Below are 12,777 nucleotides of genomic sequence, written 5' to 3' on the forward strand. Positions count from 1 at the left end.
TCGAACTCGGCCGCGCACCTGCGATACTGGAGCGAATCTCAGCAAAGGACGCGGACATGGCTTCGACGAGCACGCGCGCGGAGATCTGGCGGGAGCGCATCGCCGATCTCTGGGCCAACGCGTGGCGTTGGGTGCTCATGGCGTTCGGCGCCGTCACGGCGACGTACCTACTGCTCGAGCAGGGTGTGCAGAACGGGTCCATGCTCGCGATCGTGGTCTCCGTCTTCGTCATCGGCGCGGCCCTCAGCGGCTCGATGCCGCTCGCCATCGTCCTGCTCTCCATGCCGCTCCTGCTGATCCCGCAGCGCATCGGGATCGGGGGCGGCGACCTCTCGGTCTCCGACGCGGCGCTCGCCGCGGCGTTCGGAGCAGCGGTGCTCCTCGGGAAGCGTCCATTCAGCAAGCCGCTGCGGAGCCTGCTCTGGATCAACCTCTTCTACCAGTTCACGACGCTCTTCACCGTGATCGTCAACCCGTACCTGGCGAACACGGTGGAGTGGTTCCACGCCTGGCTCCTGGTCTCGGGCGCCCTCGTCGTGGGGTGGGCGGTCGGCGCCGGTGGGTACGCGCGACTCGGGCTCTCGCTCATCGTCGTCACGGCGTGCGTGATGGCCGCGCTCACGGTGGTCCAGGGCGTGCTCCAGGTCGCCACCGGCAACTTCGGGCCGGCGTACCCCCTGTGGCCGATCGAACTGCACAAGAACTTCGTCGGGACGGTCGTGGCCTTCGCGGCGATCGTGGCGTACCTCAATCCCGACTGGGTGGGCTGGAAGAAGGCGCACGCGAGCTTCGCATTCTGGCTGCTCGTCGCCGCCCTCCTGTTCGCCCAGTCCCGCCAGGCGCTCATCGGCCTGATGGCGGCGATCATCGTGGCGGTGCTGCGCCGCAGCACGACACGGCGTTCGCGCCTGGTGCTGCTCCTCCTGATCCCCGCGGGCTGGCTCGTCGTCAACATGGTGGTGGAGCAGCTCGGCTCCGAGAACCGCCACAACTCGGTGCTCCAGCGGCTGGACTGGTTCAAGGAGGTCTACGCGTACTGGCTCGAGGCTCCGGTCTTCGGCCACGGGCTGCGGTACTGGTACACCGAGGGCGCGATCCCCTACCAGCCGCCGCAGGCCGAGATGGAGATGCTGGCGTCGGCCGGCATCATCGGGCTCGTCGGCTTCCTCGTGATGTGGATCGGCGTCATCGTCGTCCTCTGGCGGGTGGACCCGCGGTTCGGCACGCTGGCGGTCGCCGTCGTGCTCTGCCGGTTCGTGCAGGCGCAGTTCGACCTGTTCTGGATCGCCGCGCAGGTCTCGATCCCGTTCGTCATCGCCGGCATCTGCCTCGGCGCGATGGCACGGGAGGGCACCCGAGATCCCGATCTCGTCGGTGACGAACTGAGATCGGATGCCGCGCTGCGGCGTCTTCCGGTGAGCTAGGCGGTCTCGCCGGCCCGCTCGAGCTCTGCCGCGCCGTCGGATGCCGGATCGGACCGCCGTCGCATGCCGCTGCGCCGGAAGAGCAGTCCGGCCGCCACGAGCTGTGCCAGGGCTTCGGAGACGGCCGCGGCCGGATCGACGCCCTCGGGCGGTTCGGGGAGCTGCCGCTCGACCACGTCGAGCAGCTCCTCCTCGAGCAGCAGGTCGGCTGCGAGCCAGACGATCGGCCCGAGACCCTCGAGCACGTACACGTCGTACCGCAGGAGCACGACCAGCCGGTCGTCGACCATGATCGCGTCGGTCTGGTTGCTCCGCTGGTAGCTGCCCGGCCGGACGACGACGCCCTCGGGATCCTCCGTCAGGATCGGCGCGCCAGGGAGCAGCTGCGCGAAGCAGTCGCAGTCGCGACGGTACGCCGCGACGACGTCGGACAGCACCGGCTGCTCCGCCTGCACGGTGGAGAGGATGGTGTCGATGAGGCCCGGAAGCGTCTCCGCCTCGGAGTACACGACCCGGCGCACCCCACCGGTCGCCGCCACGAGCTCCGCCATCGTGCGGAGCGGCCGGTCGAGCGCCGCGAGGTAGCTCGTCTGGGGGACGAGGTCGTGCAGGGCGTCGATGAGCCCGACGCTCTCGACGTAGGGTGATTCGACACCGGGACGGCGATCGAGCACCACGATCGCGGCGAGCCGGAGGTCGTCGGCGTGCGTCGGACGCATCCCGAGCGCGGACGCGGACTCGGCCTGCTTGCGCTCGGGGCGGAGGCCGAGTGAGAGCGGCTTGGGGTACGGGACGACCGAGCCGTCGGGGCGGACCGCGAGCGTCTCGTCGGTGACGTAGTCGTAGGCGCGCCCGAGCGCCTGGGCGGCCGTCGTCTTGCCGCGACCCGACGGGCCCACGAATCCGACGACTCGACCGTCGTCGAGGGCGACCGCCGCGGCGTGCAGCATGAGCGCCTCCCCGCTGAGCTCGCTGATGGCCGCCAGCGTGATCTCGGACATGATGCGTTCCTCGACGTCGTCGGCGGAGCGCAGCGCGATGGTCTTCGAGCGGCCGGCCTTCGTCTCGTCGGGCACGGACGCGACCCGTCCGGTGATGGTCGCGGTCGGGGCTGCGTCGCCCTCGACCAGGAGGTCGGTCCACTTCGAGCGGATCGACGCACGCGCCTCGGCGGGGAGGGTGTCGTCGAGCTCGATCCGCACCGTGGAGGTCAGCGCGCGCACGTCAAAGGCGGTTGGCATACCATGGAGCCTACTCATCGATGGTCTGCCGCGCCGCGGTCAGCCTCGGACGACACCGGAGGTTGCATGGAGCTTCGCGACTACCTGCGCGGACTGCGCAGGCATTGGATCGCCATCCTCCTGATGACGCTCATCGGCGTCGGCGCGGGCTACGCCTGGACGTTGGTGCAGACGCCCGTCTACACGGCGGGCGCGAGCGGGTACGTCGCCTCACGGCAGACGGAGGACATCGGAACGTCCACGCTCGGCGACACGCTCGCCCGGTCGCGCGTGCAGTCCTACCTCGACATCGCCGGCTGGCGGTCGGTCGCCGAGAACGCCATCGAGGAGCTCGGACTCGACACCACCCCCGAGGCGCTCGTGGAGCGGATCGAGGTCTCCAACCCGGCCGACACGGTCATCCTGAAGATCAGCGCGGAGGCCGACACGCCCGAGGGTGCGCGCGATCTCGCCGAGGCGTGGATCAGCGCGATGATCGTCGAGATCGACGCGATCGAGGGCGACGGCTCCAGGGGCTCGGCCGCCGTCACGGTCGTGGCCGGCGACTCCGCGTCGCTTCCGACGACGCCGTCGTTCCCCGATGTGCAGACGGCCGTCATCGTCGGCGGCGTGCTCGGCCTCGGCTTCGGCATCGCGTTCGCGATGATCCGAACGGTCTCCGACCGTCGCATCCGGGCGGCGGAGGACGTCGAGTCGAAGACCGGCGTCGCGGTCGTCGGAACCATCCCGATCGTGCCGGGCCTCGACGACGAATCCCGCCTGGTCGACCCGAAGGAGTCGGGGAGCACGGGCAAGAACGGCACGTTCGCGGTCACGGAGGCGCTGAGGGCGCTGCGCACGAACCTGCAGTTCATGGACGTCGACCACCCGCCGAAGACCATCGTCGTCACGAGCCCGCTGCCGGGCGACGGCAAGTCCACCATCGCGTGCAACCTCGCGCTGACGCTCGCGGCTGCCGGAACCACGGTGGTCCTGGTCGACGGCGACCTGCGCCGTTCGATGGTCGCGAAGACCATGGGCCTGCCTGGCGGAGCCGGGCTCAGCGACGTGCTCGCCGGGCGCGCAGCCCTCGCCGAGGTCCTGCAGCGCACCTCCAGGTCGAACAACCTGCTCGTGCTCGCCGCGGGGAGCGTGCCCCCGAACCCGAGCGAGGTGCTCGGCTCCGAGCGGATGCACACGCTCATCGCCGACCTCACGAAGCACGCCACGGTCATCATCGACGCCCCGCCACTGCTCCCGGTGACCGACGGCGCGGTGCTCACCCACCAGGCCGACGGCGCCCTCGTCGTGGTCACCCTGCGCAAGACCACCTACGACCTGCTCGACAAGGCGCTCGACACGCTCCGCAAGGCGCGTGGTCGTCCCCTCGGCATCGTGCTCAACAAGGCGCCGCTGCGCGGTGCCGACGCGACGGCGTACTCGTACGAGTACCGGCGCGAGTACACCCCCGCATCGAAGGCGAAGGGCGACGAAGTGCCTGTGGTGCCCGCCGGGACCTCCACCGAGGTGCCGCCGGTGCTCGATGACGAGCTCGAGCCCGAGACCACCCCGGCTGCCCGTCGCGGTCGGCGCAGCTGACGCCGACCGCCGGAGGCCCGGGGACCGAGATGGCCACGCCCATTGCCCGCCGTCGCGACCCCAGCGCTGAGCCCGGGGAACCGGTGCGGGCGAGGATCGCCCTGGTCGCGTCATCCGCGTACCCGAGCCCCGGCGGCGTGGAGCAGCACGTGCGGCACGTCGCGCGCGAGCTCACGTCCCGCGGCCACGCCGTCGAGGTGTGGACCGTCGCCCGCGACGGCGTACCGAGCCGCGACGTCGTCGACGACGTGCCCGTGCTCCGTCTGCCCGCGCCGCTCCCGGCGAGGGCGGTTCGGTCGCTCTCGGGCTTCGTCCGGTCCGCCCCGCGCGCCTGGAACGCGTGGGCGGACGCGGTCAAGGCATTCCGGCCGAGCCTCCTGCACGTGCAGTGCTTCGGCCCCAACGGCGTCTACGCGCTCGCGCTGAGCCGCCGCTTCCGGATCCCGCTGGCCGTCAGCTCTCACGGCGAGACCTTCATGGACGAGGACGACGTGTTCGGGCAGTCCGCGCTGCTGCGCGCAGCGCTCAGGTCCTCGTTCGGCCGGGCCGCCTTCGTGACGGGCTGCTCCGAGTACACGCTCGCCGATCTCCGCGCCCGCTTCGGGCTGCACGGGGGAGACGTGGTGTTCAACGGCGTCGACGCGCTCGACGCACCAGACGCGCGCGACCCCGAGCTCGATCCCATCGCGCCCGTCGGGGCGGCCGGAGCCGCTCCCACGGTCCTCGCCATCGGGCGCATGGTCCGCGTGAAGGGGTTCGACCTGCTGCTCGAGGGCTTCCGCGCGGCGTCGCTCCCGCAGGGCGCACGACTCGTGCTCGGCGGAGACGGACCCGAGCGGCGCGCACTCGAGGCATCCGTCGACCGTCTCGGCCTCGCCGACCGCGTGGAGTTCCTCGGCCGCCTCGATCCCGACGGGGTCGCTCGCGCGATGGCGGGCGCGACGCTCCTCGTCGTCCCGAGCCGGGTGGAGGCGTTCGGCATCGTCGTGCTCGAGGGCTGGCGCGCCGGCCTGCCGGTGGTGGCGACCGATCACGGCGGTCCTGCCGAATTCGTCTCGCACCTCCGAGACGGGTATCTCGTCGACCCCGAGGATCCGGTCGCGCTCGGGCGGGCGCTCGAGGAGCTCCTCGGCGATCCGGCGCTGGCGACTCGACTGGGGGATGCCGGCGCCGAACGCGTCACCGCGTTCACCTGGGCTGCCACCGTGGACGCGTACGAGCGGCTCTACCGCGAGCGGGCCGCGCTCCCCGGCATGAGCGCACCGCGATGACGGCTCCCGACGACGGAACGCGGCGGCTCCGGATCGCGATGGTCTCGAACTACCTGCCCAGCGACAGCAAGATGGGCGTCGGCTACCAGGCGCACGAGCTGGCGACGGAACTGGCCGAACGAGGCCACGAGGTCGTCATGTTCAGCCCGAGCCCCCCGGTGAAAGGCGCCCGGTACGGACACCGAGCGGTGCCGCTCACGGGATCCCTGCGCACGTTCAGGTTCGCCCTCGCGTTGCGCGAACAGGACTTCGCCGGGTTCGACGTGATCCACGCCCACGGCGACGACTACTGGCTGTGGCGGCGTCGTGCGCCGGTCCACGTCCGGACCATGCACGGATCGTGCTTCGAGGAGGCGCTTCGGATCAGGGGCGCCAAGGAACGGCTCCGGATGCTGCTGCTGGGCGTGACCGAGACGCTCGCGACGCTCGTGGCCGACCGCACCGTGCTCGTCTCGCCGGGGACCCGGCGCTGGATGCCGTGGGTGTCGACGGTCGTGCCGAACGGCGTGGACGTCGAGCGCTTCACGACCTCAGGCGCGAAGGCCGAGCGCCCGACCGTGCTGTTCGTGGGAACCTGGGGGGCCAGGAAGCGAGGGTCGATGCTCGCGGAGGCGTTCGTCCGCGAGGTGCTCCCCAGGGTGCCCGACGCCGAGCTCCGCATGGTCACGCGCGATGCGCCCGATGCGCTGCCGGTCGCCGTGCACGCCCTCGGGCGCCTGGACGACGCCGACCTCGTCGCGGAGTACGGGCGGGCGTGGGTCTTCTGCCTGCCGTCGACGTACGAGGGCTTCGGCATCCCATACGCCGAAGCCATGGCGGCCGGCCTGCCCGTCGTGGCCACGCCGAACATCGGCGCACGATTCGTCACCGACGACGGACGCGCGGGAGTCCTCGCCCAGCCCGGTGAACTCGGCGCAGTGATCGCCGACCTCCTGACCGATCCCCGACGTCGGGCGGCGCTGGCCGATGCGGGGTCACGCCGGGCGCGGGCATTCGACCTGCGACGGGTGGTCGACGCCTACGAGCGGATCTACGACGACGGGCTCGCTCGACGCGGGCGGCGCGATCGCCGCCGAACCCCCGGCTAGAATCCATCGTGCCCGAGCCGAGGAGACCCAGATGACGCGTCCGACGGTTTCCGTCGTCATCGCGACCTATCAGCGCGCGACGTTCGTCGAGGAGTGCCTCGCGCACCTCGAGCGCCAGACCGTGCGCCCGGTGCGCACCATCGTCGTGGACGCGTCACCCGACACCGCGACTCGCGATGTCGTGGCACGGCATGCCGGCGTCGAGTACCGGCGGAACGAGCGCGGCATCGGCACGACGGCCACGAGCCGCGCCATCGGCGTCGCCGACCTCGAGGAGGACGTCGTCGCGTTCCTCGACGACGACGCGTTCGCCCAGCCCGACTGTCTGGAGGAGCTGCTGAAGCCCTACGACGACCAGGCGGTGGCCGCAGTGGGCGGTCGCGCCCTCAACGACCAGCCCGGCGAGGATCGCGAGGGGCTCGGCCAGATCGGCCTGTTGCTGCCCGACGGGCGGCTCACGGGCTTCTTCGCCGCGGACCCCGGGCGAGTGCTCGACGTCGACCACATGCTCGGAGCCAACATGTCGGTCCGGATGTCCGTGGTGCGCGAGCTCGGCGGCATCCGCGACCTCTACCCGGGCACCTGCCTGCGCGAGGAGACCGACATCGCGCTGCGCATGCGCAGGGCCGGGATGCGGATCGTGTACACGCCCTTCGCGGTCGTGCGCCACGTGGCCGGCGTCTACGCCAAGGGGCGTCGCTTCGACGCGAGGTACCGCTACTTCGGCGCGCGCAACCACGTCGTGCTGCTCGCCACCACCCTCGGCTATCGCGACCCGCATTTCCGCAGCTGGATGCGGACGGCGGCCCGGCAGATCGGACGCAACGTCATCGACGGCGTCCGTTCGATCGGCGACCCCGAGCGGCCCGACCTGCGCTCGAAGGCACGCGGCCTCGCCGGGGGCGGATGGCGCGCCGTGGTCGACACCGCCGGCACGGCGGCCGGCGTCGTCGCCAGCGCCCGCGACGTCTCGCGGCTGCGGCGTGCTTCGCGGGGGCCCGAGCGATGAGCGCGCGCCCGACGGTCGATGTGGTGGTGGCGACGAACCGCCTGCTCCCCTACCTCGCCGTCGCGCTCCAGTCCGTGCGCGACCAGACCTACGCGAACCGGCGGCTGATCCTGGTCGACGACGGTTCCGAAGACCCCGCCGGGCTCGAACGACTCGCGGGTCCCGACGCGATCGTCCTGCACCAGGCGAGCGCAGGTCTTTCGGTGGGCCGGAACGCGGGGATCGCCGCCGGTGACGGGGAGTTCGTGGCCTTCCTCGACGACGACGACATCTGGCCACCCGAACGGCTCGACCAGCTCGTGCGCGTGCTCGAGGCGAGGCCCGACGCGGTGGCCGCGTTCGGCGACGGGCGCTACGTCGACACTGATGGTCGACCGTTCGGCACGTGGACGACGGAAGAGGCGCCCCCCGAGGCGTTCCTCAGCGGCGCCACGCCGATCCCGCGCATCGTGACCCTCGTCGTCCGTCGGGAGGCCATCTTGCGGGCGGGCGGATTCGACCCGTCGTTCCGGTTCGCCGAGGATGACGAGTTCATCCTGCGGATGCTGCGGGTCGGCCCCATGGCGGGAACGGGCACGACCGTGGTCGACTATCGCCGCCATGACCGCAACGTCACGCTCGCGGACTGGCGTGAGCGCTATCGGGCGAGTGTTCGCGCGATCCGCACGAACGTCGCCGACGCGAACGCGATGGGCGACGAGCGGAGCGCACGGCTGCTCCGCCGCAACCTGCGTCGGTACCGGTCGATGATGGCCGCGGCCGTTCCGGGCCGGGTGGCGGAACGGCTGCGTCGGCGCGAATTCGGCGACGCCGCGGCGGACCTCTGGGACGGCGTGCGCATCTCGCCGGCCGGCTTCACGCGTGGCGCGTTCGCGAAGGTCGCACGCAGGTCGTGACTCACGTGTCCTGGTAGGTGAAGTCGCAGAGCACCGTGCCGTGGCTCCACGCGTCCTCCGTGGCCGACTCGGGGTACGGGAGCGTGGGCAGCACCTCGAACACGGCGGCGCCCTCCCAGGCGTCCATGACGCCCGCGGCGCAGAGGAACACGTCGACGGAGTAGCGCCCGGGGCGCAGCATCAGGTCCTCGATCCCGAGGACGACCTCGTGCGGCACCTCGGGGTCGAGCCACGTGCCGACGAGCCGCGAGTCGCACTGCACGACCGTCACGCCGTTCGCGTCGGTGACGTGGCAGGAGACGTAGTACTGGCCGATCTCCGACGGCCCGCTGGGGATCCCGATCGTGACCTGCTTGCGCTCGGCCGAGGCGTAGGCGGGCTTGGAGACGGTCACGGCGTCGGCCCTGAGCTGTCCGGAACCCGGCCGACGTGAGGCCTCCCGCTGGGCCTGCGCGTGGTCGTCGAACGTGTCGCGGTAGCGCTGCATGGCCGTGTCGACATCGCCCTGGTACGCGAGCTCACCGGCCTGCAGGAACAGCGCCGAGGTGCAGAGGTTCATGACGGTGTGCATCTGGTGGCTGACGAACAGCACCGTTCGACCGTGCGCTGCGGCATCCCGCATCTTGGCGATCGACTTGCGCTGGAACTCCGCGTCGCCGACGGCCAGCACCTCGTCGATCGCCAGGATCTCGGTGTCGAGGTGTGCGGCAACCGCGAACGCGAGCCGCACGTACATGCCCGACGAGTACCGCTTGACCGGGGTGTCGAGGAACCGCTCGACACCGGCGAAGTCGACGATCTCGTCGAATCGCTGCCGGATCTCGCGTCGGCGCATGCCGAGCAGCGTGCCGTTGAGGTAGATGTTCTCGCGCCCCGTCAGCTCGGGGTGGAAGCCGGTCCCGACTTCGAGCAGGCTGCCGACGCGGCCGCTCAGCTCGATGCGGCCGGTCGTGGGCGCAGTGATCCGGGTGAGGAGCTTCAGCAGCGTCGACTTGCCGGCACCGTTGCGGCCGATGATCCCGACGGCCTCGCCCTGTGGAATCGTGAAGTCGAGCCCGCGCAGGGCGGCGAACTCCTCGACCTCCGCCCGACGGAACGGGCGGCGCATGAACTCGACCATCGCCTCGGTGGCCCGATTGGTGCGGTGGCGATGGCTGATGCGGTAGGTCTTCGAGAGGTTCGAGACCGCGATGGCCGTGCCGTTCGCCATTCGATTCCTCGTTCGCAAGTGGGCCGCTCGCGGTGCGCAGGCGGTGCCTCACACGCTAACATCCGCGTCGTGTCACCCGAATGCGGGGTCTCCTCGATATGACTGAGGATTGCTTCTCCTCTAGAGTTGGCTGCGCAAACCCGATACTCTCAGGCCGAGAGACGCAAACTCTCAGGCAACCCGAACAAAACGGATGCCACGGCCATCCGTTCCCAGACCACAGCACCCAGGAGGACCACGCATGAGCGACCTCGAAGAGCAGAAGACCGGCGTCTCGCGGCGCACGGTCGCCAAGGCGATGGCGTGGTCCGTGCCCGCTATCGCCCTCGCCGTCCCGGCACCCGCATACGCGGCCTCGGGCGGCCCGCCCACCATCGTCGTCGGCGACGCCTGTAAGCTGCCCGGCAACTCGTGCGGCGACGTCTTCGTCAAGGGCTACGTGTTCGACGTCACGATCACGAACAACACCGGCAAGACGATCTTCCTGTACAACCAGGCGGGGTTCGAAATCACCTTCACCGAGGACAATCCCGACATCACGCTGTTCTTCCAGGCGGCCATCGACGCGACCACCGGTGATGTGCTCACGTTCCCGCTCGAACTGGCGGACGGCGAGACCATCGCGATCATCATGAACGCGGGCGAGAACGGCAACAGCGCCAACCAGTCGCTCAACGGCTCCGTGTCGATCCCGTGGGGCCACACGCCCACGCCGCCCGACCCCGACAACCACCCGCCGGCCGTCGACGACTTCTCGTTCGCCGACACCCCGCCGATCCAGAACCCGGGCTGCGGCGTCATCCTGCCGCCCGACTGCGGGTAGCAGCCGAACGAGGCCAGACCGAGGCGGGTGCCACCACGGAAACGTGGGGGCACCCGCCTTCGTCGTGCCGAGGCATCCGTCGTCGTGCCCCACGGAAACGTGGGGGCACCGCCTTCGTCGTGCCGCGGCATCCGTCGCCGTGCAGCAGGAGCGGCGGGGCGCGCCTAGATCAGGTCGGCGAACGACCGCTCGTTGCGCTGGAAGACCATCGCGCCCGCGAAGAACACGACCACGCTGACGACGACGGCGCCGATCAGCTGCCACGCCGGGGGCACCTCGGTGCCGAGCATGGAGAAGCGGAACGCCTCCATCAGCCACGTGAGCGGGTTCGCGAGGAACAGCGGTTCGAGGTTCGCGGGCACCGCGTCGAGCGAATACGCGACGGGTGTCGCGAAGAGGCCCACCTGGATGATCCAGGGGAGCACGTAGGCCACGTCGCGATAGCGGACCATCCACGCAGAGGCGGCCAGCCCGATGCCGAGGCCGAGCAGCACGAAGAGCAGCACCCAGACCGGCAGCAGGAGCACGGCCCATCCGGGGTTCACGCCGTAGACGATGAGCAGCACCACGCCGAGCCCGAGGCCGACCGCGAAGTCGAGCAGCGACGACATGACCGTCGAGAGGGGCACGAGCATGCGCGGGAAGAACACCTTCGAGACGAGCGCCTGATTGCTGACGAGCGACGGCGCGGAGCGGCCGACGATGCTCGCGAAGAGCGTCCACGCCAGCATGCTCACGAAGGTGAAGAGGAAGTACGGCGTGCCGCCGGTCGGCAGCTGCGCGACGCCGCCGAAGACGATGGAGAAGATGCCGGCTGCGGCGAGCGGCTGGATGAGCACCCAGGCGACGCCGATCGCCGTCTGCCGGTAGCGCAGCACGACGTCGCGCTGGCCGAAGCGGAGGGCGACTTCGCGTGCCTCCCAGAGCTCGCGCCACCGAGGCAGCGGCAGCCGCGTCGGCGGGGTGATCACGGTGGTTCGCATCTGGGTCCGATCGGGAGTGGGCGAGTGGGCCCGTCGCCGCGGAGGGCGCGTGCACGCTGAATTCGAATGCTACCCGCACCGGGGTCGTAGCATGTCGTCGTGCCGGACCTCATCCACGTCATCACGCCGGGCGACCACTACTCGCCGCGCACGGGGTCCGCGACGTCGACGGTCGTGCACGGCCTCGCGGGTGCGGCGGGCCGCGAGGGGTCGGGGTTCCGGCAGTTCGTAGCGGTGGATGCCTCGACGATGCGTCCCCGCTACGACAGCGCGACGCCCATCGAGTACGCGGGCGTGCCCGGCCCGACCCGGGCCCAGCGGCTAACCGACGTCGGACTCGGTCGGCTCGGACTGCCGCGTCGCGCCGCCGGCCGGTACTTCGCCCCTGCGGCGGCGGCGGTCGCCGACCGGCCGCCGGCGATCGTGCTCGCCCACAACGCGCCGGTCCTGGCGTGGCTGCTGCGCGATTCCCCGCACCACGTGGTGCTCTACGCGCACAACGACCTGCTCGGCACCTACACGAGGGCGGAGGCCGATCGCATGCTCGGTGACGTCGCCGGCATCGCGTGCGTCAGCGAGTCGCTCGCGACGCAGCTCAGGCGCTCCCTCCCCGACCGCCTCGCCGAACGCCTCCACGTCGTGCGGAACGGCGTCGACTGCGAGGTGTTCACGCCAGCGGCAGCCGCGCCGTCGCGGTCGGCCGGGGAACCACTGCGGGTCCTGTTCGTCGGCCGGATGATCCGCGACAAGGGCGCCGACGTGCTCGTGCGCGCGGCCGGCCTGCTCGGGCGCGATGACATCGAGTTCGTGCTCGTGGGCAGCGAGGGCTTCGACCGGTACGCCGACACGTCGCCGTACGAGCTCGAGCTCCGTCGGCTCGCGGGGGACGGGCGTGCCCGTGTCTCGTTCGAGCCCTTCGTCGACCGCGCGTCCGTCCCCGACCTGCTGCGGAGCGCCGACGTGTTCGTCGTGCCGTCGCGCTGGGCCGACCCGTGCCCGCTCACGGCGGGCGAGGGCCTCGCGAGCGGGCTCCCGGTCGTCGCGAGCCGGATCGGCGGCATCCCCGAGGTCATCGGCTCGGCGGGCCGCTACGTCTCGCCCGACGATCCCGAGGCCCTCGCCGCCGCCCTTGCGGAGCTCGCCGACGACCGCGGGCTCCGGCATCGGCTGGGCGCGGCGGCCCGGACGCGTGCCCTCGAGCACGACTGGTCGTGGGCGTGGTCGAACCTCCGGTCGGTGCTCGACACCCTCTGA

The 12,777-nt window shown here is 71.1% G+C and carries 11 protein-coding genes; 8 read left to right on the forward strand and 3 right to left on the reverse strand.

Going from position 1 to position 12,777, the window contains the following annotated elements; genetic code table 11:
• Nucleotides 1–56: 56 nt before the first annotated feature.
• Nucleotides 57–1,424, forward strand: coding sequence for an O-antigen ligase family protein (locus FYC51_RS08310; RefSeq protein WP_148733109.1), 1,368 nt, complete (start codon nt 57–59; stop codon nt 1,422–1,424).
• On the opposite strand, the gene FYC51_RS08315 is transcribed toward FYC51_RS08310, so the two are convergent.
• On the reverse strand, nt 1,421–2,665 hold the full coding sequence (locus FYC51_RS08315) for a hypothetical protein (RefSeq protein ID WP_148733110.1): 1,245 nt from the start codon (nt 2,663–2,665) through the stop codon (nt 1,421–1,423). The two genes, FYC51_RS08310 and FYC51_RS08315, sit on opposite strands and share 4 nt — an antisense overlap.
• 66 nt (nt 2,666–2,731) lie before the next feature.
• On the opposite strand from FYC51_RS08315, the gene FYC51_RS08320 reads away from it, so the two are divergent.
• Genes FYC51_RS08320 through FYC51_RS08340 form a run of 5 tightly spaced genes read left to right on the forward strand, consistent with a single transcriptional unit; the run spans nt 2,732 to nt 8,507 of the window.
• Entirely contained in the window at nt 2,732–4,243 is a 1,512-nt protein-coding gene (locus tag FYC51_RS08320; protein WP_187432548.1) for a tyrosine-protein kinase domain-containing protein, read from the forward strand.
• Between the two features lie 29 nt (nt 4,244–4,272).
• Nucleotides 4,273–5,514: a glycosyltransferase family 4 protein gene (locus tag FYC51_RS08325; RefSeq protein ID WP_148733112.1), complete on the forward strand. Its 1,242-nt coding sequence runs from the start codon at nt 4,273–4,275 to the stop codon at nt 5,512–5,514.
• Nucleotides 5,511–6,602, forward strand: coding sequence for a glycosyltransferase family 4 protein (locus FYC51_RS08330; RefSeq protein WP_148733113.1), 1,092 nt, complete (start codon nt 5,511–5,513; stop codon nt 6,600–6,602). The genes FYC51_RS08325 and FYC51_RS08330 overlap by 4 nt, the downstream gene beginning before the upstream one ends.
• A gap of 31 nt (nt 6,603–6,633) precedes the next feature.
• Entirely contained in the window at nt 6,634–7,611 is a 978-nt protein-coding gene (locus FYC51_RS08335; RefSeq protein WP_187432659.1) for a glycosyltransferase family 2 protein, read from the forward strand.
• Complete coding sequence (locus FYC51_RS08340; protein WP_420797227.1) at nt 7,608–8,507, forward strand: glycosyltransferase family A protein; 900 nt, start codon at nt 7,608–7,610, stop codon at nt 8,505–8,507. Before FYC51_RS08335 ends, FYC51_RS08340 begins: the two co-directional genes overlap by 4 nt.
• Nucleotide 8,508: 1 nt before the next feature.
• Here the strand turns inward: FYC51_RS08340 and FYC51_RS08345 are convergent, their stop codons facing one another.
• Nucleotides 8,509–9,717, reverse strand: coding sequence for an ABC transporter ATP-binding protein (locus FYC51_RS08345; protein WP_148733116.1), 1,209 nt, complete (start codon nt 9,715–9,717; stop codon nt 8,509–8,511).
• 241 nt (nt 9,718–9,958) lie between these two features.
• On the opposite strand from FYC51_RS08345, the gene FYC51_RS08350 reads away from it, so the two are divergent.
• Entirely contained in the window at nt 9,959–10,540 is a 582-nt protein-coding gene (locus FYC51_RS08350) for a hypothetical protein (protein WP_148733117.1), read from the forward strand.
• A gap of 164 nt (nt 10,541–10,704) precedes the next feature.
• Here the strand turns inward: FYC51_RS08350 and FYC51_RS08355 are convergent, their stop codons facing one another.
• Nucleotides 10,705–11,523 (reverse strand): ABC transporter permease, encoded by an 819-nt coding sequence (locus FYC51_RS08355; RefSeq protein WP_148733118.1) that lies wholly within the window; start codon nt 11,521–11,523, stop codon nt 10,705–10,707.
• Nucleotides 11,524–11,622: 99 nt separating this feature from the next.
• Here FYC51_RS08355 and FYC51_RS08360 point away from each other — a divergent pair, with 99 nt between their 5' ends.
• Nucleotides 11,623–12,777: a glycosyltransferase family 4 protein gene (locus tag FYC51_RS08360; RefSeq protein ID WP_148733119.1), complete on the forward strand. Its 1,155-nt coding sequence runs from the start codon at nt 11,623–11,625 to the stop codon at nt 12,775–12,777.

It is taken from the genome of Agromyces mariniharenae (assembly GCF_008122505.1).
GTDB lineage: Bacteria > Actinomycetota > Actinomycetes > Actinomycetales > Microbacteriaceae > Agromyces > Agromyces mariniharenae.